This window comes from Polyangium jinanense (assembly GCF_028435265.1).
GTDB lineage: Bacteria > Myxococcota_A > Polyangia > Polyangiales > Polyangiaceae > Polyangium > Polyangium jinanense.
Window position 1 is genome coordinate 50617 of the sequence record NZ_JAGTJK010000021.1, and the last position, 26795, is coordinate 77411.

The window sequence follows — 26795 nt, forward strand, 5'->3', positions numbered from 1 at the left end:
AGCAGATGAACAGGTCGCGCGACGTCAAGGTCGGGCTCTTCGTGCTGGCGGGGCTGCTCTTCTCCGCGCTCGTGATCTTCTTGATCGGCGATGAGCGGCGCTTCTTCAGCTCGTCGGTGAAGTTCACGACGACGTTTTCCGATGTGCAGGGCCTCAAGCCCGGCGCGCCGGTGCGCATGGGCGGCATCGACATCGGCAACGTGAAAAAGGTCGGCTACCGGCCAGGTCAGGCCGAGGCCGTCGTTTACGTCGAGCTCGACGTCGTGAAGGCCGAAGCGGAGCGCATCCGCAAGGACAGCATCGCGCGCGTCGCGGCGAAGGGCCTGCTCGGCGACAAAATGATCGAGATCTCGAAGGGCAAGTCGCCGGAGGCCGTGCCGCCGGGCGGAGAGATCTCGAGCGAGGAGCCCACGGATCTGATGGGCATCGCGCAGGGCATGACGTCGAAGGCCGACGCGGCGCTCGGCAACATCTCGAAGATGAGCGAGAGCCTCGCTGACGAACGGCTGCACCAGGATCTGCGCGGCAGCGTGTCGTCGATGAACAAGCTGCTCAAGGACGTGGCCGAGGGCGAGGGGTACCCGAAGAAGCTGCTGACGGACAAAGAGGAAGCCGAGCGGATCTCGCGCACGCTGCAGAACCTCGACCGAGCGGCCTCGGAGCTCGCGCTCACGCTGGCCGAGGTGCGCGGTGTGGTGACGCGCGTGAAGTCGGGGCCCGGCTTCGCGCACGAGGTGATCTACGGCGACGGCCCGCAGAAGGAGATCGCGCAGTTCGGCGCGGCGGCGGGCGAGGTCGCGAGCACGCTGAAGGGCATCCGCGAGAGCGACAGTTTTGCCCATGACGTCCTTTACGGTGGCAAGGGCAACGGCGCCGAGGCCCTGGCCAACGTCACGGCGATGACAGCGGATCTGCGGGCCATCGTTGCCGACGTGCGCAAGGGCAAGGGCACTGTGGGCGCGCTGCTCGTCGATCCCTCGATTTACGAGGACGTCAAAGCGATCGTCGGCAACGTGAGCCGCAACGACATTCTTCGCGCGCTCGTGCGGTACTCGATCAAGCACGACGAGAAGAAGCCGGGTGTCGAGGTGACGCCGGGCAAAGAAGAGTCGGCGGCGCAGAACAAGTAAATAAGCGCTTCATGAAGCGGCCCGCGTGGCGCCCTTCGTGGGCAAGGCCGCGCGGAGGCGCGTGGCGCCTTCGTGGATCTCACGTTCGTCGAGCGCAGCGAAGCCGGCCCGGAAGAAGGGGCGCGAGCGGCCGTCGAAGGCGAACCTTCGCGCCGGGTGAATCACGACGCCACGATCGAGGGCGCGCGCGGCCCAGGTGTCGACGTCGAGCCCCGGCGCGACGCGGACCCACATGGCCATGCCGCCAGGCGGCGGGGCGAGCTCGACGGCATCGCCGAGGTGTTTCCGTAGCGCCTCCGTGAGGACGTCGCGCCGCGCCTGGTAGATGCGGCGCATGCGACGCGCGTGGCGCTGCACCTCGCCGTCTTCGAGCAGCTCCGCCACGGCGCGTTCGAGCGCGAGATCGCCCTGTCGATCGACGAATGTGCGGATCGCGGCGAGGCGCCCCACGAGCGGCGCGGGGGCGACGACGAAGCCGATGCGCAGGCCCGGCGCGAGGATTTTGGACAGCGTGCCGATGTAGACGACCACGCCCGCTCGATCGGCGCTCGCGAGCGGCAAGACCGGGCGGCCGTCGTAGTGGAACTCGTGATCGTAGTCGTCTTCGAGGATCGCGATGCGGTGCGCGCGCGCGAGGTCGAGGAGGCGGATGCGGCGCGCAGGCGAGAGCAAAGCCGTCGACGGGTACTGGTGGTGCGGCGTGACGTAGACGGCGCGCACGGGCTCGCGGGCGACGAGCGCGGCGAGTGCGTCGACCGAGAGGCCATCGGTGTCGACGGGGAGCGGCACGAGGCGCGCGCCCGTCTGCGCGAGCGCTTCCCATGCGGGGCGGTATCCGAGCGCCTCCACCGCGACGACGTCACCGGGCCGGAGTAGCGCGCGCGCGCAGAGATCGAGCGCCATCTGGCTGCCACGCGTGACCAGCACGTCCTCCGCCGATGCGCCGAGGCCTCGCACGGCCGCGAGCATGTCCGCGAGCGCTGCGCGAAGACGCTCGTCCCCGCGCGCATCGCCGTACTCGAAGAGCCGCCGCGCTGAGCTGCGCAGCACGCGCCGGTACGCGCGCGCGAGAATCTCCGTGGGCAAGAGCCGCAGATCCGGCATGCCCCCGGAGAAGACGATCGCGCCCGGCGGTACCTCGTGTGCCCAGCCGGCCGCGGAGACACGCGCCGGCAGATCGAAGCCCGCGCGCGCCGCGATCGTGCCGGGCGTGGTGGGTGAGGCGCGGCGCCGCGGGACGTCGGGCATCGTGGTGGAGACGTAGGTCATCGTCGCGTTGCGGGTCTCGACCCAGCCTTGCGCGGCGAGATCGCGGTACGCCGCGACGACGGTGTTGCGATGGACGCCAAGCGATCGCGCGAGCGCGCGGCTGCCGGGGAGCGCAGCGCCGGGCCGGAGCCTGCCGCGGCGGATGTCCTCGATCAGGGCGCGCGTGATCCGCACGAAGAGCGGGACGTCGGGGGAGGGATCCAGGGCTAGCTCGAAGGGATATTCGCGCACCCAACTGGTCTACCCGATTTTTGGACACTGGTCCTTTTGAGGGTACCAGCTCCGGCTCACCTTCCGGCCATGCGTAGGGAGATCTTCCGGATGGATCGTGCGAGCGCGGTCGCGCTCCTCGCGCGCGCGCCCGTGGTGCACCTAGGCTCGACGACGCACGACAGCGAGCCCGTGCTGCGCGTCGTGCACGGCGTCGTCGTGGGGGACCACGTGCTCTTTCACGGCGCGCCCGTGGGCGAGAAGATGGACGTCATCGGCCGGCGCGCCGTGGTCTCGGCGGAAGAGATCGTCGCCTCGATCCCGAGCTACTTCGTCGATCCGGAGCGCGCATGTCCGGCCACCACGCTCTACCGGAGCGTGCAGGTGCACGGGACGGTCGAGCGCATCGAGGCGCCGTACCTGAAGGCCGCCATGCTCACGGCGCTCATGAAGAAGCACCAGCCCGAAGGCGGGTACGTGCCGATCGACGCCGAGCATCCGCTCTACAAGAAGGCCGTCGCGGGCGTGCTCGTGCTCGGCGTCTCGCTCGAACGACTCGATGGCAAAGCGAAGCTCGGGCAAAACCGCACGCCCGCGGAGGTCGGTCGTATCCTCGATCTGCTCTGGGCGCGCGGCGCGCCGGGTGATGTGGCAGCGATCGATCTCGTGCGCGCGGCGAACCCGTCCGCGGCGGTGCCGTCCTTCCTCGAAGCGCCCGCGGACACGACGCTCGTGTGTGCGATGGGGGAAGCGGACGCCGACGAGGCGACGGCGCTGCTCGTCGGCACGTACTGGTGCGAAGGCACGCCGCCCGATCGCATTCGAAAAAGCCTGCTTGGTTCGTCTGCCTGGGTCGGCGCGCGGGATCGATCGGGCACGCTCGTAGGGACGGCGCGCGCCATCGCGGACGGCGCGCGGCGCGCCTGGATCTACGACGTGATCGTCGCGAACGCGTGGCGAGGCCGCGGGCTCGGCCGCGCGCTCATGCGACTCTTGCTCGACCATCCAGCGGTGCGCGGCGCGGAGACGGTGCTCTTGCGCACGCGGGATGCCATGAAGCTCTACGAGCCGTTTGGCTTCCGGACGCGGCACGTGCACCGGACGGATGGGCGGGAGGTCCACGAGATGATCCTCGGGCGAACGGCAGCGAACGGAGAGGCCGTCTGTCCGCTTGCGTCGGCGGAGAAAGGCACGTAGTGCAGTGAGAAGGATCTCTAGAGATGCCTCGTAAGCTCGCTGATCGTCTCTCCGCCGTGGCCCCGAGCGCCACGCTCGCGATGGCCGCTCAGGCCGCTCGCCTGCGCAGCCAGGGCCACAAGGTCTACCCCTTCAGCGTCGGTGAGCCGGACTTCGAGCCGCCTCGCCACGTGCTCGACGCCGCGAAGGCCGCCATCGACAAGGGCGTCTCGCATTACACGGCCGTCACCGGCACGCCCGAGCTCAAGGCCGCCATCTGCGCCGCGACCGAGCGCGACCGCGGCTACCGCCCCGCGCCGAACGAGATCACGGTGTCATGCGGCGCGAAGCACGCGCTCTTCAACGTGGCCCTCGGCCTCTACGAGCCCGGCGACGAAGTCGTGATCCCCGCGCCGTACTGGGTGAGTTACCCCGAGCAGGTGCGCATCGTCGGCGCGACGCCCGTGATCGTCGAGACGCGCGAGGATCAGGGCTTCCGCATGGATGCGGCGTCGCTCGAGCGCGCGATCACCGAGCGCACGAAGGCCATCATCCTCTGCACGCCATCGAACCCCACGGGCTCGGCTTACGCCGAGTCGGATCTGCGCGCGCTGCTCGACGTCGTGCGCCGCCACGACCTCTGGCTCGTCGTCGACGAGATCTACGCCGACCTCACCTACGACGGCTTCCGACACGTGTCGGTGCCCGCGATGGCAGAGGATCTACGGAGCCGTACGATCATCATCTCCGGCGTGAGCAAGACGTACGCGATGACCGGATGGCGCATCGGCTGGAGCATCACGCCGCCCGAGCTCTCGAAGGTGCTCGACGTCGTGCAGAGCCAGAGCACGACGAACGCGACGGCCGTGGCGCAGGTCGCGGCCGCCGCCGCGCTCTCGGGCCCGCAGGACGCCGTGCGCGAGATGCGGGATGCCTTCGCGAAGCGCCGTGATCGTATGGTCGAGGGCCTCCGCAGCCTCCCCGGCGTGCGCTGTAGGATGCCCGAAGGGGCCTTCTACGCGTTCGCCGACGTTCGGGGCCTCTACGGCATCCCGTACAAGAACGGCACGATCCAGACCGACCTCGACGTCGCGATGTGGCTGCTCGAAGAGGCGCACGTCGCGAGCGTGGCGGGCACGCCGTTCGGCGCGCCGGGCTATGTGCGGTTCTCGTACGCCTGCTCGGAGGGCGACATCGAGGGAGGAATCGAGGCCATCCGCGCGGCCGCCACGGCCGCCCGTGGCGGGGGCTGAACTTTCCGAGCGTCCCCATCATCAAAACACTTGTCGGACGACATGGCTTGAGCTAGTCATGTCGCCGTCGTCGAGCCGCGGCGGGAAGTGACCCACGCCCCGCCAAACTCTCGAACGGGCGCATAACTCAGCGGTAGAGTGCATCCTTCACACGGATGAAGTCACAGGTTCAAATCCTGTTGCGCCCACCCCGTACCCAACCTCGTTGACCTTGCTCCCCCCCGGAGCCCTCGCGAGGTTACTGCTTGGATGAGCCGGCCTGATCGAGGCGCTTCGTGATGGCGTCGATCGTCGCGCGAAGGTCCTTGCGATCACCGAGGCACGCGAAGCAGTCGGCTTGGCGGTGCCAGCTGCAGCCCTTTGTCGCGAGCAACGGCTTGAGGTGCCCGAGCGCGCGCTCGTCGCCTTCCTTGGCCGCGCGCGCGAAGAGCTTCTTGCGATCGCATCCCGCCGCCGCGCGAAGATCGTTCGCGACGAGCAGCCCAGGCCCGGCAAGCTCCTTGACCTTGGGATCCGTGAACAACCGGGTCGCGCGGTCCTTCGGAAACTTGCCGAGGCCCGACGCGCTGAGGAGCTCGTAGAGCAGCTCGGGCCCACGCGGACCCATCTCCTTGCCCATGATGTCGAGCGCCGTCGCCGCGACGTCCACCGGACCGTTCGCCACGATCAAGAGCGCCTGCTTGACGTCCGGATCCTTCGTCATCTCCGGCGAGACCACGAGGAGCTTGCGCACGGTCGTCATCGCCTTGGCGTAGTTTGTCTTGTCGCGCGTGTACGCGCTGACGAGCGCGCGAAGCACATCCGGATCGTCGGGGTACCGCTCCACGAGCGTCGCGAGCGCAGTCGCGCCCTTCGACCGCGCCGCATCGAGCTCCTCCGCCGTCGCGCGATTCGTCTTCGTCGGCGGAGGATCTTTCGTCACGACCGGCGTCGACGCCACGATCACCACCGGCGCTGCATCCTGCGCCGAACCCGCGTCGTTCACCTCCGCCGCGGACGAACTCTGCTCGAGCGCGTCGATCGGCGCCGTGCCACGCAGCATGATCGCGAGCGCGACGATGCCCACGACGCCAACGAGCCCCACGCCCGCGAGCGCCACGGCCAGCGCGCCTCGACTACGCGTCGGTGCAGGTCGCGCGCGCGGCGCCTGCCCCGGCAACGCCGGCGCATACACGGTGGCTGCCTCGGCGATCACGCCGCGCTCTGCGCCCTGCCTGGAACCCGACGACCCAGCGCCGCTCATTCAGGTCCGCATGATACGCGGCGACACGCGGCGCGCACCATGCCGCTCGACGGGTTTAATAGATGGACACGATGCATCCGCCCGCGCTGCGAAGTGCGGGGCAGGCACGAGGTGGCGAGGAGGAAGCGGGAGCGGAAGGGGAGGGGAGGGCGTCGAGCGAAGCGCGGGCGGCCGGATCGCAGCCGCCCGCGGCGGATCACTCGTAGTCGTCGCCGCCCGAGGGGGGCTTGGGCGCGGCCGGCGCCGGCTTCGGCTTCTCTTCGGCCGGCGGCGCGGCGGGCTTCGGCTCGGCCGGCGTCGCGGCGGGCTTCGGCTCCGTCTTCTTCTCGGTCTTCGGCTCCGCGGTGGGCGCCGCCGTCGCGGGGGGCGCCGCTGCGCTCGCCGTCGTGGTGGGCGCCGCGTTCGCCGAGGACGCAGGCTCCGCCGCGTTCGCCGAGGCCGCAGGCACGACCTCCGGGGTCGGGGCGGGCGTGGGCGCCGCCTTGACCTCGGGCTTGACCGTCGGCTGGACCTGCGGGGTGGGCGCGGGGGGCGTCTCGTTCTTGCTCTGGCCGAGCGCGAGGAAGAGACCGCCGCCGATCGCCGCCGCGATGAGCAGGATCGCGAGGATCCGACCGCTGCCGCCGCTGCTCTCCTCGACGGGCTCGGGGGGCGGAGGCGCCGCCTTTGCCGCGGCCGCCTTGGGCTTCGCGCCGCCGCTCTTGCCTTCGCCGGCCTTCGCCTTCGTGCCGCGCACGTCGACGGTCTTCGCCTCGCGGCGGTCTTCGCCGTCGCTCTTCTTCGTCGTCGAGCCCGCCTTGCTCTCGGGCTTCTTCGAGACCGGCTTCTCGGAGTCGGCCTTCTTCTCCTCGGCCTCGGGCTCCTCGGCCTTCGCTTCGGCCTTGGGCTCCTCGGCCTTCTCCTCGGCCTTGGGCTCCTCGACCTTCTCCTCGGCCTTGGGCTCTTCGGCCTTGGGCTCCTCGGCCTTCGCTTCGGCCTTGGGCTCCTCGGCCTTCGCTTCGGCCTTGGGCTCGGCCTTCTTCTCCTCGGCCTTCTTTTCCTCGGCCTTCTTTTCCTCGGCCTTCGGCGCTTCCTTGGCGAGCTCGATCTTGCCGCCGCTCACGTCGTCGAGCGAGCTGCCCGTGCCCGCGAGCGCTTGCTTCAGGAGCTCCGCGGCCTGGCGCATCACGGTGCGCTCCTCCGGCGGCGGCATGTCCTGCTCGGGCGTCGTGGACGGGAAGAACCCGCCGCCGCCGCTCGACTCGCTCTTCTTGTCGTCGGCGCCCGTCGTCGGCCTGCCCGCGGCCTTCGCCGCAGCGCCGACCGCGCCGAGCCCGAGCATCGTCGATGCGCGCGGACCGGTCTTCGCCGCGGCCGCCGTGGGCGCCGGCGTCGCCGCGCCGTCACCGTCGTCGCTCGAGCCTTCGGGTTTGCCCGCGTCGTACGCGTTCGGGCCACCCTTCTGGTTGTCGACGAGGCGCTGGATCATCGCCTTCGATTCGTCGTCGATCTTGATGAACTTGACGCCCATGCCGGCGGGCGACTCGTCGGTCGCCTGATCCGAATCACGCTTCCAGACGACGCGTCCGACGCCGGTCAGCACGGACTTCTCCTCCTGGATGCGGATCTCGAATTTGAGCAGCGTTCCGGGGGGGAAGGGCGACGTCGACGTCGTCTTGATGAAGATGCCGCCTTTGCTGACGTCGTGTGAATGGTTCTCGATGAACTCGTCGACGGTGGCGCTCTTGTAGCGCACGGTCATCGAGAGCACCTTCGTCCGGGCGTCCTTACGAGTGTCCTCAGCCATCAGGGTAGAGCTCCCATCTCGATCAACGAAGGGTCGCTCCGGGTCGCCCCGGCGCGAGCAGCGGCGCGGATGTTACCTTGAGGTCGCGCACAAACCCAACTACGTTGTAACGGCCTCCGGCCGGAAACTTTCCGTGCCCTCGTTTGCCCAGAGACGCCCGCACGCTCGGGCTCGCTCGCCGATCCCGCGGATCGAGCGCGCCGCGCATGTGTCGCCTCTACGATAGAGATATCATTTCCGCATGTCCGTTCGGGACCACTTCCGCGCGCACGGACGAAAGCGCATGGAGCTCGAGGCAACCCTCCTCGACCAGGAGGGCCGCGCCCGCGGCGTCACCATCCGAGATCTCGGCCTCGGCGGCGCCGGCATCGAGCTCCTCGAGCGCGACAATTCGGCCAGCGCGGGAAACGAGCTCACTCCCGATACGTCCGTCACCCTCGAAGTGACGACGCCGTCGCTCTGGGACCCGCTCCGCTTGAACGGCACCGTCGCCTGGATCCGCCGCGGCACGCCCGGCGGTCGTCGCACGCGGGTCGGCATCCGCTTCGAGCACCACGACGCAGGCACGCTGCTGTCGTTGTTCCAGATCCTCTCGTAGCTACGCACGAACGACACGAGCGTCGCGTGGAGCGCCGCGCGATCGTTTCGACGTTCAGGAGAGCAGCCGCGCGCGGTGCCCTTCCTGGTTGTAGCGGACGGCGTAGAGCCCGCCGAAGAGTGCAGACACGCAGATGGCGAACACCCAGAACAGAGGCGCGAAGATCAAGCTCGCGCCGAGCACGCGTCCGAACACCATCACGAGGAGCGACGCGGCGAGCACCACGCGCAGCGGCGCGGCATACGCGAGCCCGATCCCTGGGACGAGCGCGCCGAGCACGACCGCGAGCGTCACGCTCTTCCGCCTCACCGTGAGCAGGCTCGGCGGCTCGTACGTCATGGGCATGGCGCGATCGGCCTGCATCGGCCTTGCCTCGCGCCTGCGTGGGCGCGGCGCGGTCGTGGAGAGGCCGCGGACGCGGTAGACGACAAAACCCTCGTTCTCGTCGACCTCGAGATCGAGCAGGCCCTCGCGAGCCATCCTGTCGAGCCCGCCTTGCACGCGCGCGGGTGGCGTCCGCAGGTGCGCGACCACGTTGGCCACGGTGAGCGGAACACCGCGGCTGCCGAGCTCGATCACCTCGACCTGGAACCTCTCGTAGTTCACCGACGATCTTCTAGCGCTCGTCGGCGAAGACCACAGCGCCTCGAAGATCGTTGGTGTACGGACGAATTTTCGTGGAAGAGTCGGGTCGCACGTCGGGGGACGTGGACAGAATCAGAAGGCGAAGACGGGGCCGAGGGAGGGCGCGATGACCACGGAGAACGTGGTCAACATGAACATCGCCTTGATCTCGGCAGTCACGCCGAAGTTCGGCGTGATGGCGTAGGTCGCGCCGCCGCCGACCGAGATGAAGTTGAGGCCCGAGATCTGGTACGCGTCGAGCTCGCGCTGGACGGAGGACCGGGTGCCCGTGCCCGGGCACTCCGCGTCATCGTCCTCCGGCGCGATCGCGTCCTCGCCGTTCTTCTGGAGTCGGTCGCAAACGGTGACGGGCACGGACGCCGAGACCTTCGCGAGGCCGACGCCGATGAAGCCGAACGGACGGATCTGGCCCTGCTCGAACTGGCTGCCCCCGAACGAGTACCAGGCGCGCAGCTCGCCGTGGATGGGCGGGAAAGCGACCATCTGCGGGTGGAGCGCGTTCGGCGGCTGCTCATCGGACGAGGGATGCCCGCCGAACGCGATGCCGAAGCGGACGCCCGCGCCGAACGCGCCCGGGCCGGCCTTGGCGAACTCGCGATCGTACGAGGCGAAGGCGCGGCCGCCGGCGAGACCGAAGCCACCCTGGATGCCGTTCGTTCCCGTCGCCGAGATCGGATCGCCGAAGAAGCGATCGGTCGTGCCGGCGTGGAAGCAGTAGTACGTGTCGTTCTCGCCGGAGCAGACGTTCTCGGCGCTGCTGATCAGCATCAGGTCGAGCTGACCGCCGAGCCCGATGATGTTCTTCTTGCCCTTGCCGGCGGGCTCGGGGCCTTCGTCGCCGCCCTCGCGCTTGCCCTCTTCGCACTGGCCGTTCTGGCAGATGAGCCCGGCCTGGCACTCTTGATCAGCCTCGCAGGTCGCGCCCCAGCCCTTCTCGCCGCGCTTCTCCTCTTTGGAGGTCTTCTCGCAGCCTGGCAGGCCCGGCGGACAGTCTTCCTTCGCCTTGCACTGCCGCGGGGGCTTCTTGCCCGGGAGCGAGGGCTCGTCGCCCTCGAGCTCGCGCTTGATCGGGACGCGGTACGGATCCTTCTGCGAGCCCGCCTTGAGCTGCTCGCCGCCGTCGTCCGTGACGACGATGTAGTACTTGATGTCGCCCGTCGTGGTGACGTCCGAGCACGGGATCTCCGCGCCCCAGCCCTTGCCGACGCGCTGCATCTCGAGCGAGATCCACTTCGAGGCGCCGAAGGGCTTGTACCGGAGCGTCGCCTTCTCGACCGTGACGTCGTCGCCGACCTCGATGAACACGGGCACGGGCGTGTTGACCGCCTGCTCCGCGATGGGCGTGTGCTCGAGATCCCCGCCGGGCTTGTCGCCGCCGTCCTCGCCGCCGTCCTCGCTGCTCGGCGGGGGCTTCGACGGGCCGGTGGGCTTGCTCGGCTTCGCCTGCTTCTTGGCCTCTTCGAAGGCCTTCGTCAGCTCGGGCGTGGTGAGCGACTCGATCAGCGTGGCGGAAGGATCGGCCTTGAGGGCCTCGATGAACTCTTCCTTGGCCTTGTCGAGCTTGTTCGAGCCGCCGTAGACCGTGCCGAGCGCGACGTGCAGCTTGCCCACAACCTTGGGGCTGCAACCATCGTCTCCGCACTTCTTGAGCGCATCCTTGAGCTTCTTCTCGGCCTTGTCGAACTCGACGGCGAGGTAATCCTCGTCCATCGCCTGGTCGTGGAGCTTGAGGGCCTCTTTGTCCTTCTCGCCTGCCGCGAAGGCTGTGCTCGGGTAACCACAAAGGCCACCCACGAGGACGGCGGAGAGCGCAAAGGCAGCGAACGACCCAAACGGACGAAGATACACGGCGGTCTGTCCTCCGGGAGGAGCGAGGGGGGAGGGCTGGTCGGTACCGAGGTTTTACTTCTGACCTTCGGTCCGGACAAATTGAACGCGTCGATTGAGCGCGCGATTCTGATCGGTCGTGTTCGGAACGATGGGCACTTCCATACCGTAGCCGTGCGACGTGAGCCGGCTCGGGTCGATGCCCTTCGCGACGAGATACTTCAAGACGGCCGCGGCGCGGCGATCCGAGAGCTTCTTGTTATACACGGCCGAACCCTTGTTGTCCGTGTGGCCCTGGATTTCGATCTTGATCTTCGGGTTGTCCTGAAGAACCTGCGCGACAGCGTCGAGGATCGCGAAGCTGTCTGGCTTGATCTTGTCCTTGTCGAACTCGAAGTGGATCTGCTGGGTGATCTTGATCTCCTTCTCCGTCACGATGACGAGAGAAGGCTTCTTCGGGCACCCAGGCTTGTCGCCGCCGACCACGCCCGGCTCGTTCGGGCACTGGTCCTCGAGATCGACGACCGTGTCCTTGTCGTTGTCCGGTTCGGGGCAGCCGTCGACGTCTTCGTACCCGTCCGGATCCTCGGGCTCGTTCGCGCAGCTCTTGCCCGTCGAGGGATCCTTGTCCGCGTCGTCGAGGATCGTGTCGAGATCGTTGTCGAGCTCGGGGCAGCCGTCGTCGTCGAGGTAGCCGTCCTTGTCCTCCGGCACGAGGACGCAGCTGTCCTTCGAGTTCGGAAGGCCGTCGCCGTCCGTGTCCGGATCGTCGGGGCAACCGTCCTCGTCCTGAACGCCGTTCCACGTCTCGGCCTCGCACGGGCACTTCGTGTCCTGCGGATCGAGGTAGCCGTCGCCGTCGCAATCTCCAGGAGGCGGCGGCGGGGGCGGCGGCGGCGGCGGCTCTTCCTCGACGAAGCCACGCTCCGCGCACTTCTGCGGCGGCGAGAGATCATAGGCCGCGTGCGCGTTCGCGCGCGCGATGTCGAGGTGCGCCTTCGCCTTGAACAAGAAGCCCTGATCGAGCTCCGTCTCCGCGAAGGTGAGGTGGCTCTTCGCCGTCGCGAGCTCGCGCGGCGCGCAGCGGATCGCGCCGTTGCGCTCGGCCTGCCCCGCGACCTTCGTGAGGCCCTCGATGTCGCCGCGCATGACGGAGACCTGCGAGCACGAGGCCTGCCCGATCGCCATGACGACGAGCGCCGGCAGCGCCCAGCGCCCGTGCGAACGATCCACCGGCCGACGAGCCGGCTTCTGCATCTTGGTAGCGCCGCGCGTGCTCTTCATCGGCCCGATCCTTCGTGCGCCTGCTTCGCGAGAACGATGGCCTTTTCGGCGTACTCTTCCGCCGTGCTCGCGAACTTGATCGCGTCGCCGTAATCAGCGGTCGAGGCCTCTTCCATCGCCTTGTGGAGGTGCTCCTTCGCGTACCAGAACTCGTAGGGCGCGTAGCGCTCGGCGCCGAGCGCCTCGGCCGTCTCGAGCTTCGAGGAAGCGCTGCTCGAGGTGATCGCGTAGATCGATCCACCACAGCCGGTCGCGCCGACGAGGGAGAAGATCCCCACCGCTGCCAGGAGCCCAGTTCGGAACCGCCGCACGTGCGCCTTCACGATCGCGTTCTTTCTGGAGCGACGACGGAACCGATCCGTCGCTCCCATCCGTGTCCGGGACGCTATCAAGCGTGCGCGTCGCGCGTCAACGGTGCTGTGACACGCGGGATACGGTCAAAGTCGGCGGAATACCGAGACCACGACGCCGAGCAGCATCGTCGGCTTGAAGTCCGAGGCCCGCACGAGGATCGGGGCCATCTTCGAGTTCGCCGGCTGGAACCGGACGTAGTCCTTCTCGGGGAAGTAGTACTTGACCGTCGCCTCGTCCCCGATGAGCGCCACTACGATCTCGCCGCGCTGCGCCGTGGCCTGGCGCCGCACGAAGATGTAGTCGCCGTTCAGGATGCCGGCCTCGATCATCGAGTCGCCCGTGACCTTCAAGCCGAAGATCTCGCGGCCGCCCCGCACGAGCATCCGATCGATGCGGACCGTGTCGATGAGGTGCTCCTCGGCGAGGAGGGGCAGACCCGCGGCAATCCGGCCGACAACCGGGACCTCGAGGAGGTCGTCCTCGGGCGCCTCGGGCATCGAGATCGGCTCGTCCGCTCGGGCGTTCGCGGCCGACATGTCCTTCGGCCGCAAGGCGCGGCTCTTCATGTCCTCCCGCGTCAAGTATCCCTTCCGCTCGAGCGCGCGCAGATGGTCGTTCACCCCGTTCGTGGAGCGAATGCCCATGTGCGCGCCGATCTCTCGCAGCGTGGGCGGATACCCCCGCTCGTTGATGGACTGGCGGATGTAATGCAGAACCTGCTGTTGGCGCTCGGTGAGCCCTTGCATCGCAGCGCCTACCCTACTGAACGGGCGGTGGGGTGTCAAAACTCCTGCTTTGTTTCTTACGGGAGGGATTCGGGGACTTGCGCGGGAGGCTGGATCCACCGGGCTCGCTAGGTCGCGGGGCCGCGGCGGGCGTTGCGCCCTTCGATCATGGCGCGCAGCTCCTCGATGTCACCGGCGTGCGCGAGCGCGTCCTCGAGCGAGATCAAGCGGCGCTGGTAGAGGCCGTGGAGGCACTGGTTCATCGTCTGCATGCCGCTGCCCGCCTGGCCCACCTGCATCTGCGAGTAGATCTGGTGGAGCTTGTCCTCGCGGATGAGGTTCCGGATGGCCGCGTTCGGCACCATGGCCTCGATCGCGAGCGCGCGACCTCCGCCGATCTTGGGCACGAGTTGCTGCGTCATGACCGCGGCGAGCGTGAAGCTGAGCTGCGCACGGACCTGCGACTGCTGGTGCGCGGGGAAGACGTCGATGATGCGATTGATCGAGGAGACCGCGCTGTTCGTGTGCAGCGTGGCGAAGACGAGGTGGCCCGTCTCGGCGATCGTCAACGCCGCCTCGATGGTCTCGAGATCACGCATCTCGCCGACGAGCACGACGTCCGGATCCTGGCGGAGGATGTACTTGAGCGCGTCCTTGAACGACGCCGTGTCGGCGCCGACCTCGCGCTGGTTCACGACCGAGAGCTTGTGGTTGTGGATGTACTCGATCGGGTCCTCGACCGTGATGATGTGCAGGCGCTGCTCGGAGTTGATCTTGTCGATGATGCTCGCGAGCGTGGTGCTCTTGCCGGAGCCGGTAGGTCCCGTGACCAGGACGAGGCCGCGTGGCTTGTTGGCGATCTCGGCGGCGACGGGCGGCAAGCCGAGATCGTCGAAGCTCAGGATCTTGAAGGGGATCTGGCGGAACGCGCCCGCGACGGCGCCGCGCTGCATGAAGATGTTGGCGCGGAAGCGGGAGATGCTCGAGAGGCCGAACGAGAGGTCGAGCTCGTTCTTCTTCTCGAAGACGATCTTCTGATCCTCGGTGAGGACCGAGTAGCAGAGCTCCTTCGTGTCCTCGTCGGAGAGCGGCGGGAGCTTGAGCGGGACGACCGAGCCGTCGATGCGCAGCAGCGGAGGCGAGCTCCGCGTGATGTGCATGTCGCTCGCCCCCTTGTCGACCATGACCTTGAGGAGCTGCTGGATCGTGTAACGGAGGGGCTCGCGCCCCGGCGTCTCCGCGGTCATGGCTAGTCTCCCATCGTGACGCGACCGACCTCCTCGGTCGTCGTCATGCCCTGCATCACCTTCTCGATGCCCGCCATGCGCAGGGTCATCATCCCGTTCTTGATCGCGGCCGTCTTGAGCTCCGCCGTCGAGGCGCCCTGAAGGACGAGCTCCTTCAGGTTGTCCGTGAAGCGCATGACCTCGTAGAGCGCGACGCGGCCCTTGTAGCCCGAGCCGTTGCACGTCTTGCAGCCCGCGCCCTTCATGAGCTTGGCGGTCTTGATCTGCTCGGGCGTGAAGCCGAAGTCGGCGAGGTTTCGCGGATCGGCCTTGTACGGCTGTTTGCAGTCGGCGCAGTTCTTCCGCGCGAGGCGCTGCGCGAGGACGAGGTTCACGCTCGCCGTGATGAGGAAGGGCTCGATGCCCATGTTGAGCAGGCGCGAGATCGTCGACGGCGCGTCGTTCGTGTGCAGCGTCGAGAGCACCATGTGGCCCGTGAGCGCGGCCTTGACCGCGATCTCGGCGGTCTCGAAGTCGCGGATCTCGCCGACCATGATGATGTCCGGGTCCTGGCGCAGGAAGGAGCGCAAGGAGGCCGCGAAGTTCAGGCCGATGGAGTCCTGCATCTGCACCTGGTTGATGCCGTGGAGGTTGTACTCGACGGGATCTTCGGCGGTGCTGATGTTCGTCTCGATCTGGTTGAGCTCGCTCAGCGCGGAGTAGAGCGTCGTGGTCTTGCCGGAGCCCGTGGGGCCCGTGACGAGGACCATGCCCCAGGGCTGGTTGATCGCCCACTGGAAGTCCTCGAGCGGCCTCTTGTCGAACCCGAGCTTCGTCATGTCGAGCTGGAGGTTCGACTTGTCGAGGAGGCGCATGACGATCTTCTCGCCCCAGATCGTCGGGCAGACGGAGACGCGGAAGTCCATCTCCTTGCCCTTGCCGAGCTTGAGCTTGATGCGGCCGTCCTGCGGCAAGCGGCGCTCCGCGATGTCGAGCGAGCTCATGATCTTGAGCCGGCTCGCGATCGCGTTCTTGAGCTTCATCGGAGGCTGCATCTCCTCCACGAGCACGCCGTCGATGCGGTACCGGACGCGGAGCTTCTTCTCGTACGGCTCGATGTGGATGTCGCTCGCGCCCTTCTTGATGGCGTTGAGGAGGATCGCGTTCACGAGCCGGACGACCGGCGCGCCCTCGGCCGCCTTCTCGAGCTCGAGGACGTTGACGTCCTCGGTGTCGACCGTGAAGTCGACCTGCTCGTCACCGAACTCGGCGAGCATCTCGTCGTACGAGGGGCCGGCAGAGTAGGCGCGCTCGATGGCCTGGGTGATCGCGCCCTCGGAGGCGACGCGCGGTTCGACGATGGAGCCGGTGAGGAACTTGATGTCGTCGATCGCGTGGAGGTTCGTGGGATCCGCCATCGCCACGACGAGCGAGGTGCCCGAGCGGAACAGCGGGATGATCTTCTGCTTCTCGCAGACTTCGCGCGGGACGAGCTTCAGGACTTCAGGATCGAACTCCGTGCCGTCGAGGTCGGCGACGGGGACGCCGTACTGCGTGGCGAGGAAGCTCGCGATGTCGTCGTCGGACAGATAGCCGAGCTTCGTCAGCACCTGACCCAGGTTGGTTCCGCTCTTGCGTTGCTCTTCCTGCGCCTGGCGGAGCTGCTGCAAGCTGATGAGCTTCTCGCGGACGAGCAGCTCGCCCAGGCGGGTCTGACCGGTCGTGAAGTTGGACATCGAGCCTCCGATGGTCCGCGGAGGGAAGGGGAGAGTCAACAGGTCTCGCCCAGCGCTTCCGAGCCGCGCTACGATGCCGGCAGTGGGTCTCTTCGATCGCTTCCTGGGCTGGGGCGAGGGCCGACGAGCAAAAGAGGCGCGCGCCCGGGAGCTCGCCGGTGACCTCGCTTCCGCGGCCACGCTGTACGTCGAAGCCGAGATGCCGGACGACGCGGCGCGCGTGCTGCTCTTGCGCGCCGATGCCGAAGGATCGGTCGAGCAACGGATCGCGTTCTGCGACGTCGCCGCGCGGACCGCGAAGAACGAGGAGATCCAGAAGCGCGCGCTCGGCCGCAAGGCGCAGCTCACGCTCGACGTGATCCGCGCCCGCGGCGGGGCCTCGCTGAAGAGCGAGCTCGCGCGTGTCGCCCGTGATCTCGAAGGCGCCGGGCAGCTCGAACGCGCGGCCGAGGTCTACGCGGAGCTCGGGGACGCCGAGTCGGAGATCCGGGTGCTCACGGAGATGGGTGCGATCGAGAAGCTCGAAGAGCGCCTCAAGGTCTCGCATGCCGAGTCGCGCAAGGTCCGCGAGGTGACGGACGTGCGCAGGCGCGTGGCCGATCTCGACAGGACCGCCGAGCGCCGCGCCGCGCTCGAGGTCGCGCGGGCCGCGCTCGTCGAGCGAGACGACGACGTGGTCGCCGACGCCGCTCGCGCGATCCGCGCGCGCCTCGCGACGGGGCCGCTCGTCGATCTGGAGATCGGCGGAAAACTCTTCCACGTGGCGCTCGGCGAGGAGGCAACGATCGGCCGCGGCGAAGCGACGATCCTCGTCGGCGCGCGGGCCGTGAGCCGCACGCACCTGCGCATCCGCCGCGAGGGGAGCGAGATCTTCGTGGAGGATCTCGACACGCGGAACGGGACGATGCTCGCCGGCGCGCGGATCCAGGGAGCGATCCCGGTGGGCCAGGGGATCCGCCTGGAGCTCGGCGGAGAGGTGCCGTGTGGGATCGACCGGCCGACGGCGTCGCCCGAGCGAGACCTCGTGCCCAACGGCGTGATCGTGACGGTCGCTGGAACACGTTTCCTTGCGCCGCTCGGTCCGCTCGTCGTGGGCGCGCTGCACGTCGATCGGGTGGTGCACGGTGACAGTGGGTTCGTGGTGCTGCGGACGCCGAGCGGAGCGCCGCGGCCGATCCTGGGCGAGTTCGAGCTCGCCGCCGAGGTCGAGCTCTGCATGGGCGACGAGATCCGCGCGAGCCGCGGCGGGCCCGTGGTGCTGCGCGTGGCCGCGGGGAGCCGCGAAGGGAGTGGGGGCGGCGTGTGAGCTTGTGGCGGAGGATCAAGGGGAGGCTCTTCGGCGAGAGAGACGAGGCCGCGGGCGAGGAGGCCGCACGCGGCGCGGACGCGCGCGCGAAGCCCGCCGTCGAAGAGACGCGCGGCGAGCGTGCTCGCCCCGTGGTCGACGAAGCGTCCGCCGAGCTCGCGCTGCTCGCGCGCGTGGGCGCGCCGGATGGCCCGAGCGAGGAACAGGCGATCCTGCTCCTGCGCAAGGCGCGCGGGACGGTGCGCGAGGCCGAGGCTGCAGCGCGCGTGCTCGAAGCCGCAGAAGATCATGCGGTGCCCGAGGCCGTGCGGCTCGCGTGCGCGGACATCCTCGCGGCGCGCGGCGACGAGAAGGGCGCGCTCGAAGCGCTGGCGAACGCGTCGAGCACGCCGGCGCTCTTGCTCGCGGCGGATCTGCACGCCTCGCTCGGCCAGCTCCCGCGGGCGCTCGGCACGATCGAGCGCGTGCTCGCGCGGAGCATCGACACGCCGGGCGCGCGGGAGCGGCACACGCGTTGGCGCGCGGCGCTCGGCGCGGCGCCCGGTCCAGCGCGTCGGCTCGACGAGGCCACGGTGGTGACGGACGCCGGCGCGCGCGCGCCGTTTCGGCTCTTGCGCGAGGTCGCGCGTGGCGGCGCCGGGACCGTCTACGAAGCCGAAGACGAGCTCCTCGGCAGGCGCCTCGCGTTCAAGGTCTACCATCGGCGTGGTCGCGACCGAGAGCACCTCGAGCGCGAGGCGCGGCTCGCCGATCGGATGCGCGGACCCGGCGTGATCCGCGTGCTCGACGCGGATCCAGAGGAAGGCTGGCTCGCCCTCGAGTGGATCCCGCGGGGCTCGGTGCGCGACGTGCTCGCCCGGGGGGATCTCGCGGCGCTCCTCCCGATCGATCGCTGGGCGCTCCCGCTCGCTCGGGCGCTTGCGCGGCTCCACGCCGGGGGGTTCGTCCACGCGGACGTCAAGCCGGCGAACGTGCTCCTCCGGGACACGGGCGAACCCTTGCTCGGCGACTTCGGCATCGCGCGCCCGCTCGGCGCCCGCGGGGACGGAGGCAGCGCCGGCTACGTCTCGCCCGAACGTATCGCCGGCCGAGCGAGCGACCCCCGCGACGACGTGTACGGCTACGGCCGCGTGCTCGAAGACGTGCTCCACAGGCTCGGGGAGCGGGGGCTCGCCACGGAAGAGGCCGCGCGGTGGCGCGCCGTCGCCGACACATGCATCGGCGCGGACGACCGCCGCCCGGCGAACGGTACGGATCTGGTCGGGCGTCTGCCCATGGCGCGGGCGAACGGCACGTGAGCCTCTCCGTCGCCGGTGCGGCCCAGGATACCGGAAGCGCCTGGTCCACGAGGGCTTGTCGTTCGCCGCGCTCTCCGCGCCCGAGGCCTGATAGATTGCCTGCTTCGATGAAGGCCCGCGGCCCGGGAGCAGCCTGATGCGTTTGGCGATCGTCGCGACGCCTTCGCTCCTCTCCGACATGCGCGCCCCGCCGGGCGCGCTCGACGGCGACATCCTCCGCTCGCGTCTCCCCCTGGAAGACACGGCGTTCGAGGTGGTGGACATCGATCCACACGTGGATCTCGCCGAGCAGCTCGACACGCTCTTCGAGGAGCGCAAGCCGGGCCCGGAGGACGAGATCCTCTTCTATGTCTCGAGCCCCGTCGCGGTCTCGGTCGATGGCGAGTTCTTCCTCTGCCTCGATCCCGAGAACCCGCAGACGGGCGACGCGCTCGCGGACGTGGTCGCCGTCTTTCAAGATCACGCGTCGGGGCCTGTGCTCTTCGTGCTCGAGTGCCGCCACGCGCCCGCGCCCGCCGATCCGTTCCGCAGCGCGACCGTGGTCGCTGCGGCGAAGGACGCCGTGAACCCGCAGCGCAGCGGGATCGAGCTGCTCATCGCGGCGCGTCCCTCGTCGCCCGCCATCGAGGAGCGGCCGTCGCCGTTCACGCGCGCGCTCATCAACGCGTTCGACGACGCGGATGCGGAGACCGGTCTGCTCGCGCGGATGCTCTACGAGCGCATCAAGGAAGGGCTCGTCGGCGTGGTGCCGTGCTTCGCGCACGCGCGTGGCTGGACGCCGTTCGCGCTCATCCAGGTGCCCGTCGGAGCGGCGATCTGGAAGGACGCGGGCGTGCCGGCGATGGCGGACGCGCCCGCGACGCTCGACGCGGACGCGCTTTCGCTCGGCGAGCGCCTCGAAGAGGTGACGCTCGAATCGGAGGCAGCCGAGACGCTGCTCGGAGCCCTCGGCAAGCCGCTCGCGCGCTCCGTGCGCGTGGAGGCCGTCGATGCGCCGCCGCTCCGGGAGATCTCGCCGGAGAACATGCCGTCGAGCGTGGACGTCGTGGTCGACGATGCCGCGTTCGGTGAACGCGGGCCTGCGACCACGTTGCGCTCGCGCATCATGCCGAGCTCGACCTCGCCCGAGGCCAAAGCGCCCGAGCCCGCGCCGGAGATGACGCCGGAGATCACGCCGGAGATCACGCCGGAGATCACGCCGGAGTCCGCGTCCGAGATCGCGCCCGAGCCTGCACCGGAGATCGCGCCCGAGCCTGCACCGATCCTTCAGGCGAGCGACCCCTCTGCGGCGTACGTGGCGACGACGTTGCCCGAGGATCGATCGTTCACGCGTCCCGAAGCGTCGGTCCCTCGCGTCATCATCCAGGAGCCTTCGCCTCCGTCGGTCGCGCCGGCGACGACGCCGAGCCCGCAGGCCGAAGAGATCACGCCTGCGCCCGCGCCGCGCATCACTGTGGTCCCGGCGATCCCCGAGCCCTCGGCGACCACAGTCCCATCGCCCCGCGCGTCCTCGCCGCCGGCCGCGCCGAGCACGACGCCGAACGCGTCGCCTGCGCCCGAAACGCCGCCGGCGGTGGAAACGTCGCCTGCGGTGCGCCATCGCGATGCGGGCGACGCAATGCTCGCCTCGAAGGAGCACGAGGGCGCGCTCGCCGAGTACCGAAAGGCGCTCGGCCACCTCGCGCCCGGCGACACCGAGGAGCGCGCCGAGCTCTACGTTCGCCTCGCGACCGCGAAGTGGAGCCAGGAGAAGCGCAAGGAGGCGATCTCGAACCTCGACAAGGCGCTCACGCTCCGCCCCGAGTACCGCCCCGCGCTCGAAGCGCTCGTCGTGCTCAACGTGGCCGAGCGTGATTTCCGCGCTGTCCACGCCGCCGAGGAGCGCTTGCTCGCGACCCTCACGAGCCAGACCGAGCGCTTCGAGCACCTGATGGAGTTCGGTGAGCGCTGGGAGAGCATCGGCTCCGATTCCGCGCGCGCCCGCTCGTCGTTCGAGCGCGCGCGCGACATCCGTCCCGAGGATCTCGTGGTGCTCGGCAAGCTCCGTCGGCTGTACGAGCACGCGAGCGAGATCGACAAGGCGATCGAGACCCGCCGCCGCATCGCGGAGCTCACGCCGGTCCCGCGGGACCGCGCCGCGACGTACCTCGAGCTCGCGACCTATTGCCAGGGCATCGGCCGCGACGAGCTCGCGATCGAGATGCTCGAGCTCGCGATCGACAGCGACTCCAGCATGCTCGAGCCGCTCGACACCCTCGCGCGTATCCTCTCGGAGCGACAGGAGTGGAGTCAGCTCGAAGCGATCTATCGGCGCGCGCTCTCCCGCCTCGATCGGCTGCCGCAGGGCGAAGCGCGTCGCCGCGCGGCGTGGGAGATCGGGCGGCGCCTCGGGCTCCTCTTCCGTGATCACCTGGAGGATCCGCTCGTCGCGCTCGCCTACTTCGAGCGCTCGGTCGACGAGCGACCCGACGATCTCGGCGGCCACCTCGTCGTCGCGGACCTCGCCCGCACGATCGGCCGGCACGAGCGCGCGCTCGTACACCTGCGCGACGCGGCGAAGCTCGATCCGCAGCGCGCGCAGTCCTACCACGACATCTTCGACGTCGCGCAGAAGCTCCGGCAACCGGACGTCGCGTACACGGCCTCGGTGGTCACCGCGCACCTCGGCATCGCCGAGTCGCGCGAGCGCTTCCTCTACGACGAGCACAAGCCGAACGGCGTGCCGCGTTTCCTGAGCGCGATGCCTGCCGAGGGCTGGGATCTTTTGCGGGACGAGCGAAGGGACACGCTCACCGAAGGCGTGCTCGAAGCGATCGCGGGCGCCGCGATCGCCGCGCGGCTCGAACAGCTCGGAAGCGAAGGAAGGCTCCCGGCGCTGGATCCGTCGCAGAAGCAGGACCTCCAGCGCAGCACGATCTCGATCGTCCGCTCGTTCGCCTGGGGCAGCCATTTCCTCGGCGTGACGCCCCCCGACGTGTACGTGCGCGAGGACGCCGCCGTGAGTCTCGTGGCCATCCCCGCAGCGGACGCCACGGTCCTCGCGGGCCAGCACGCGCTGCGAGGTCGTACGCTCGCGGAGCTCGCGTTCCTCGTGGGCCGGCACCTCACGTACCACGTGGGCCATCACCGGCTCCTGCTCTTCTATCCGTCGCTCGAAGAGCTCAGCGCGTGTTTCGTCACCGCCATCGCGATCGCGCTCCCGAACGAGCCGATCCCCGCGAAGGTCCGTGACGTCGTGCTCGCGTTCAAGCCGCACTTCGAAGCGCACCTCGACGAGGAGCAACGCAAGGCGCTGGAAGATGCGGTCTCCGCGTTCGCCGCCGCGAGCGTTCGTCCCGACCTACCGCGCTGGGCCGCGGCCGTGGAGCGATGCGCGACGCGTGCGGGTTACCTGCTCTGCGGCAGCCTCGACGTGGTCGCGACGTTGCTCCGCGCCGAGCCGCGCGGCGCGCTCGATGCCGAGACGAAGATCACCGATCTGATCGGATTTACGGTCTCCGAGGCGCACGCCACGCTGCGCGAGGCGATGGGGATCTCGGTCCAGCCTTGAGGGACGCGGGGGCGCGAGGCGCGCCCCCTGTTCGCGTCACTCCTTGCCCTTGAGGTACGCGAAGTACGCGTCGTGGCTCGGGGCGCGGCCGAGGAAGCGCGAGATCATCGTCCGCTCGTCCTCGCCGCCGCCCTTCGACAGCACCTCGGTCCTCCACGCTTCGGCCGTGGCCGTGTTGAGCAGGCCCTCCTTGCGGAAGCGCGTCAGCACGTCACGCGACAGGCTCAGCGCCCACTGGTAGCCGTAGTAGCCGGCGTCGTAGCCGATGAGGTGCCCGAAGCTCGACTGGAAGTGCGTCCCCTTCACGTACGGGAACACGTCGACCTTGCCTTGCACCTCCTCCACGACCTTCGTCGTATCGAACGGTGTCGCGCGGGCGTGGAGCTCCTGATCCAGCGACGCGAGGAAGAGCTGGCGTTGCGTGGCGAGCGCGAGCCCGAACGTGCGCGCCTTCGTCATCGACGTGAAGAGCGCATCCGGGATCTTCTCGCCCGTCTTGTAGTGCCGCGCGAACGTGTCGAGCACCTCGCGCGACCACGCCCACTCCTCGAACATCTGCGACGGCGCCTCCACGAAGTCGCGCACCGCGTTCGAGCCCGAGTACGTCGCGAGCTCCGAGCGCGTGAGCAGCTGGTGCAGCACGTGGCCGAACTCGTGGAAGAACGTCGTCACCTCCTCGTGCGACATCAGGCCCGGCTGGCTGCCTTCCGTCTTCGGGAAGTTGCACACGAGCGCGGCCATCGGCTGCTGCCACGTCCCATCGGACAGGCGCTTCGCCGTGCGCACGCCGAACATCGCCGCGTGCTTGTACTTGTCGGCGCGCGCGTAGAGATCGAGATAGAACTTCCCGATCTTCTCGCCCTTCGACCACACCTCGTACGCCGTCACGTCCGGGTGCCACGCCGCGGCCGGCACCTCGCGGTACTCGAGCCCGTACATCCGCGCGGTGATGTCGAGCAGGCCCTTCTTCACCGCGCCGATCTCGAAGTACTCGGCGAGCGCCTGCGAGTCGAAGTTGTACTTGGCCTTCCGGACCTTGTCCTCGAGGTAGTACCGATCCCCCGGATAGAGGACGTCCGTCTTCTTCCCACCGAGCCGCACGTGCTCCTTGCGCAGCTCCTCGAACTCGCCCTTCACCGGGTCCTTCAGCGCGGCCGAGAGGTTGTCGAGGAACTCGCGCACGTTCTTCCGGCTCTTCGCCATGCGCGGCTCGATCGCGTAGTCCGCCCAGGTCTCGTAGCCGAGCAGCTTCGCCTTCTCGGTCCTCCGCGCGAGCAGCTCCTCGAGCAGCCGCACGTTCTGCTTTCCGCCGCGGTTCGTGAACTTCACGTAGAGCTCGAGCGCGAGCTTGCGGTTCTTCGCGTACGTGATGAACGGGAAGTAGTCCGGGTAGTCCGTCGAGATGCGGACCTTCTGCTTGTCGTTCGGCTTGTGGCTCGCGACGTACTCCTTCGGTAGGCCTTCGAGCTCCTTCGCGTCGACCTCGATCCACTCCGTCGAGGCGCCGATGTTCGACATGAACTCCTGGCCCTTCTTCGTGATCTCGGCGTTCAGCTCGCGCAGCCGCGCCTGCTTCTCCGGGGAGAGCTCGAGCCCGTTGCGCCGGAAATCACGCAGCACGTCGGCGACGAGCCGCGCGCGTTCGCCTTCGAGCTTCTCGCCCTTCTTCGCGTAGGCCTGGATCACCGCGGCCACATCCGCGTCGAGCCAGAGCGACGTCTGGAACGCGTCCGTCTTCGGCTCGCAACCCTTCGCCGCCTCGCGCACCGCTGCCTCCGGGTGCGCCACGCCCATCAGGTACGGGAACTCTCCGGCGCTCGCGAGCTCGAGGATCACGTCGTCGAAGCGACCCACCGTCGACGCGAACGTGAGCTTGTCCGCAGGCGCGCCTTTCAACGCCTTGATGTCGTCGACGAGGCCCTTCGCCTTCGCGAGGTGCTCATCGCAGAGCTTGCGCGCGCCATCCGGCGTCATGGCGATCGCCACCGGATCGAACGCAGGCTTGGCAGCGGGCGCGGGCGGCGGATCCGCAGGTTTCTCTGTCGTCGCTGCGGCGCTCGTCTTCGCCGTGTCCGCATCCGTGTTCGGAGGCGTCACGGGCTCGGGTGTCGAGCCACCGCAGGCGAGGAGGGCGAGAGCGAGCGAGACCAGGGCGAAGCTCGGGGTACGCATCGAGCGCCCGTATACCATTCGGAGCGCTTTGCCAAAACCCGCCTGCGTTATCCTCGACGCATGCGCCTTTCGACTCTCTTCGCCCTTCTCCTGACCTTCGTGATCTCCGGCTGCGGCGACCGTTCACCCGAGGAAAGTTGCGCCGTCATTTGCCAGAAAAACGCGCTCTGCCAGCCCGGCTCGAGCGAGTCGCTCTGCACGTCGACGTGCGTCGAGCTCGCGGCCGAAGACTCCGCCTACGCCGCGTCCCTCTCCACCCAGGCCGACTGTTACGAGGAGCAAGCCTCGTACTACGAGGACGAGAAGGGCGTGTGTGTCGCCATCGAGGGCGGCGCTTGCCAGGCCACGCCGCAGTGATGCGGCGCAACGCGTTTCACGGCTCGGACTGGAACGGATAGGGCACGGCGCGCGGGGGCTCGAAGTTCTCTTTGATCACGCGCGGCGACGTCCAGCGCAGCAGGTTCAGCACGCTGCCTGCCTTGTCATTCGTCCCCGAGGCGCGCCCGCCGCCGAACGGCTGCTGCCCGACCACGGCGCCCGTGGGCTTGTCGTTCACGTAGAAGTTGCCGGCCGCGCGCCGCAGCGCCTTGCTCGCCTTCTCGATGAACACCCGATCGCGGGCGAACACCGCGCCCGTCAGCGCGTACGGGCTCGTCTCGTCGCAGAGCGCGAGCGCTTCGTCCACCTTGGCGTCCTCGTACGGCCACACCGTCAGCACCGGGCCGAAGAGCTCCGTCTCCATCAGCGTGTGCTTCGGATCGTCCGTCTCCATCACCGTCGGCTCGATGAAGAAGCCCTCCGTGTCACTCCACTCGCCGCCGCAGATGAGCCGCGCGCGCCCGCCCTTCCGTGCCTCCTCCACCGCGCTCGTGATCCGCGCGTAGGCGCGACCATCGATCACAGCGCCCATGAAGTTCCGGAAGTCCGCGACGTCGCCGACGCGGATCATCCGCGTGAGCTCCACGATCCGCTCCTTCAGCGCCGGCCACATCGACTTCGGCACGTACGCGCGCGACGCCGCCGAGCACTTTTGTCCTTGGTACTCGAACGCGCCGCGCACGAGCGCGACCGCGAGCGCCGTCGGATCCGCGCTCGCGTGGGCAAACACAAAATCCTTGCCGCCCGTCTCGCCCACGAGCCGCGGGTACGTCCGGTACCGATCGATGTTCTCGCCGATCTTGCGCCACATCCACCGGAACACCGGCGTCGAGCCCGTGAAGTGCACGCCCGCGAGACTCGGGTGCTCGAGGGCCGCCGTCGTCAGCTCCGCCGGATCTCCCATCACGAGGTTGATCACGCCGTCGGGCAGCCCCGCTTCGCGGAAGAGCGCCATGATCCAGTGCGCCGAGAGCAGCGCGTTCTGCGACGGCTTCCACACGACCGTGTTGCCCATGATCGCCGGCGCCGCGGGCAGGTTCGCCGCGATGGCCGTGAAGTTGAACGGCGTCGCCGCGAAGACGAACCCTTCGAGCGGACGCGGCTCCATCACGTTCCACGTCCCGGGCAAGCTCTCGGGCTGCTCCGTCGCGATCTGCCGCGCGTAGGCCACGTTGAAGCGCAGGAAATCGATGAGCTCGCAGGCCGCATCGATCTCGGCCTGATGCGCCGTCTTGCTCTGCCCGAGCATCGTCGCCGCGTTGAGCAGCGGCCGGTACCGCGTCGCGAGCAGCTCCGCCGCGCGCAAGAACACCGCCGCGCGCGCCGTCCACGGCAGTTCGCTCCACATCTTCGACGCGCCGAGCGCGGCTTCGATCGCCTCCTCCATGTCGCCGCGATTTCCGTCGTGCGCGCGTGCGAGGAGCAGGCTCCGCTTGTGCGGCGCGCGCACTTCGGTGAGGCGGCCCGAGAAGACGTTGTTTGCCCCGATCACCATCGGGATCTCGATCGTCTCGCCGGACATGCGCGCGAGTGCGGCCTTGAGCTCCGCGCGTTCGGCCGTACCGGGCGCATAAGAACGCGTCGGCTCGTTGACGGGATGGGGCGTGTTCACGATCGCGGCCTGCATGG

General features: G+C 68.9%; 20 protein-coding genes and 1 tRNA gene. 9 read left to right on the top strand and 12 right to left on the bottom strand.

The window, feature by feature from the left end:
* The first annotated feature begins 5 nt into the window (after nucleotides 1-5).
* Complete coding sequence (locus KEG38_RS30650) at nucleotides 6-1130, top strand: MlaD family protein (protein WP_272423468.1); 1125 nt, start codon at nucleotides 6-8, stop codon at nucleotides 1128-1130.
* 9 nt (nucleotides 1131-1139) lie between these two features.
* On the opposite strand, the gene pdxR is transcribed toward KEG38_RS30650, so the two are convergent.
* Nucleotides 1140-2630: a MocR-like pyridoxine biosynthesis transcription factor PdxR gene (pdxR, locus tag KEG38_RS30655; protein ID WP_272423470.1), complete on the bottom strand. Its 1491-nt coding sequence runs from the start codon at nucleotides 2628-2630 to the stop codon at nucleotides 1140-1142.
* Nucleotides 2631-2720: 90 nt separating this feature from the next.
* Here pdxR and KEG38_RS30660 point away from each other — a divergent pair, with 90 nt between their 5' ends.
* From KEG38_RS30660 to KEG38_RS30670, 3 genes are all read left to right on the top strand, one after another.
* A complete protein-coding gene (locus KEG38_RS30660; protein ID WP_272423471.1) occupies nucleotides 2721-3806 on the top strand; it encodes a GNAT family N-acetyltransferase in 1086 nt (361 codons plus the stop codon).
* Between the two features lie 23 nt (nucleotides 3807-3829).
* Entirely contained in the window at nucleotides 3830-5038 is a 1209-nt protein-coding gene (locus KEG38_RS30665; protein WP_272423472.1) for a pyridoxal phosphate-dependent aminotransferase, read from the top strand.
* 116 nt (nucleotides 5039-5154) lie between these two features.
* Nucleotides 5155-5226, top strand: a tRNA-Val gene (locus tag KEG38_RS30670).
* Between the two features lie 50 nt (nucleotides 5227-5276).
* Here the strand turns inward: KEG38_RS30670 and KEG38_RS30675 are convergent.
* Together KEG38_RS30675 and KEG38_RS30680 are read right to left on the bottom strand one after the other, a co-directional pair.
* A complete protein-coding gene (locus KEG38_RS30675; protein ID WP_272423473.1) occupies nucleotides 5277-6281 on the bottom strand; it encodes a hypothetical protein in 1005 nt (334 codons plus the stop codon).
* A gap of 196 nt (nucleotides 6282-6477) precedes the next feature.
* Complete coding sequence (locus tag KEG38_RS30680; RefSeq protein ID WP_272423474.1) at nucleotides 6478-8067, bottom strand: TIGR02266 family protein; 1590 nt, start codon at nucleotides 8065-8067, stop codon at nucleotides 6478-6480.
* 241 nt (nucleotides 8068-8308) lie between these two features.
* Here KEG38_RS30680 and KEG38_RS30685 point away from each other — a divergent pair, with 241 nt between their 5' ends.
* The gene (locus KEG38_RS30685) at nucleotides 8309-8665 is read left to right on the top strand and encodes a PilZ domain-containing protein (protein WP_272423475.1); all 357 of its coding nucleotides are present in this window, start codon (nucleotides 8309-8311) and stop codon (nucleotides 8663-8665) included.
* 54 nt (nucleotides 8666-8719) lie between these two features.
* On the opposite strand, the gene KEG38_RS30690 is transcribed toward KEG38_RS30685, so the two are convergent.
* The 7 genes from KEG38_RS30690 to pilB all read right to left on the bottom strand — a co-directional run bounded on the left by KEG38_RS30690 (nucleotide 8720) and on the right by pilB (nucleotide 16462).
* Nucleotides 8720-9271 (bottom strand): hypothetical protein, encoded by a 552-nt coding sequence (locus KEG38_RS30690; RefSeq protein WP_272423476.1) that lies wholly within the window; start codon nucleotides 9269-9271, stop codon nucleotides 8720-8722.
* A gap of 111 nt (nucleotides 9272-9382) precedes the next feature.
* Entirely contained in the window at nucleotides 9383-11158 is a 1776-nt protein-coding gene (locus KEG38_RS30695; RefSeq protein ID WP_272423477.1) for an early set domain-containing protein, read from the bottom strand.
* A 54-nt stretch (nucleotides 11159-11212) separates the two neighbouring features.
* Complete coding sequence (locus KEG38_RS30700; RefSeq protein WP_272423478.1) at nucleotides 11213-12421, bottom strand: OmpA family protein; 1209 nt, start codon at nucleotides 12419-12421, stop codon at nucleotides 11213-11215.
* Nucleotides 12418-12744 (bottom strand): DUF4398 domain-containing protein, encoded by a 327-nt coding sequence (locus KEG38_RS30705; RefSeq protein ID WP_272423479.1) that lies wholly within the window; start codon nucleotides 12742-12744, stop codon nucleotides 12418-12420. Before KEG38_RS30705 ends, KEG38_RS30700 begins: the two co-directional genes overlap by 4 nt.
* Before the next feature lie 114 nt (nucleotides 12745-12858).
* Nucleotides 12859-13521: a transcriptional repressor LexA gene (lexA, locus tag KEG38_RS30710; RefSeq protein ID WP_272423480.1), complete on the bottom strand. Its 663-nt coding sequence runs from the start codon at nucleotides 13519-13521 to the stop codon at nucleotides 12859-12861.
* A gap of 107 nt (nucleotides 13522-13628) precedes the next feature.
* Complete coding sequence (locus KEG38_RS30715) at nucleotides 13629-14747, bottom strand: type IV pilus twitching motility protein PilT (protein WP_272423481.1); 1119 nt, start codon at nucleotides 14745-14747, stop codon at nucleotides 13629-13631.
* Between the two features lie 2 nt (nucleotides 14748-14749).
* On the bottom strand, nucleotides 14750-16462 hold the full coding sequence (gene pilB, locus KEG38_RS30720) for a type IV-A pilus assembly ATPase PilB (RefSeq protein ID WP_272423483.1): 1713 nt from the start codon (nucleotides 16460-16462) through the stop codon (nucleotides 14750-14752).
* A gap of 82 nt (nucleotides 16463-16544) precedes the next feature.
* Here pilB and KEG38_RS30725 point away from each other — a divergent pair, with 82 nt between their 5' ends.
* From KEG38_RS30725 to KEG38_RS30735, 3 genes are all read left to right on the top strand, one after another.
* Entirely contained in the window at nucleotides 16545-17768 is a 1224-nt protein-coding gene (locus KEG38_RS30725) for an FHA domain-containing protein (protein ID WP_272423484.1), read from the top strand.
* Complete coding sequence (locus tag KEG38_RS30730; protein ID WP_272423485.1) at nucleotides 17765-19066, top strand: serine/threonine-protein kinase; 1302 nt, start codon at nucleotides 17765-17767, stop codon at nucleotides 19064-19066. Before KEG38_RS30725 ends, KEG38_RS30730 begins: the two co-directional genes overlap by 4 nt.
* A gap of 136 nt (nucleotides 19067-19202) precedes the next feature.
* A complete protein-coding gene (locus tag KEG38_RS30735; protein ID WP_272423486.1) occupies nucleotides 19203-22616 on the top strand; it encodes a tetratricopeptide repeat protein in 3414 nt (1137 codons plus the stop codon).
* 36 nt (nucleotides 22617-22652) lie between these two features.
* Here the strand turns inward: KEG38_RS30735 and KEG38_RS30740 are convergent, their stop codons facing one another.
* A complete protein-coding gene (locus KEG38_RS30740) occupies nucleotides 22653-24788 on the bottom strand; it encodes a M3 family metallopeptidase (protein ID WP_272423488.1) in 2136 nt (711 codons plus the stop codon).
* A 60-nt stretch (nucleotides 24789-24848) separates the two neighbouring features.
* Between KEG38_RS30740 and KEG38_RS30745 the strand changes: the two genes are divergently transcribed.
* The gene (locus KEG38_RS30745; protein ID WP_272423489.1) at nucleotides 24849-25145 is read left to right on the top strand and encodes a hypothetical protein; all 297 of its coding nucleotides are present in this window, start codon (nucleotides 24849-24851) and stop codon (nucleotides 25143-25145) included.
* Nucleotides 25146-25161: 16 nt separating this feature from the next.
* On the opposite strand, the gene pruA is transcribed toward KEG38_RS30745, so the two are convergent.
* A complete protein-coding gene (gene pruA, locus KEG38_RS30750; protein ID WP_272423490.1) occupies nucleotides 25162-26793 on the bottom strand; it encodes an L-glutamate gamma-semialdehyde dehydrogenase in 1632 nt (543 codons plus the stop codon).
* Nucleotides 26794-26795 lie beyond the last annotated feature (2 nt).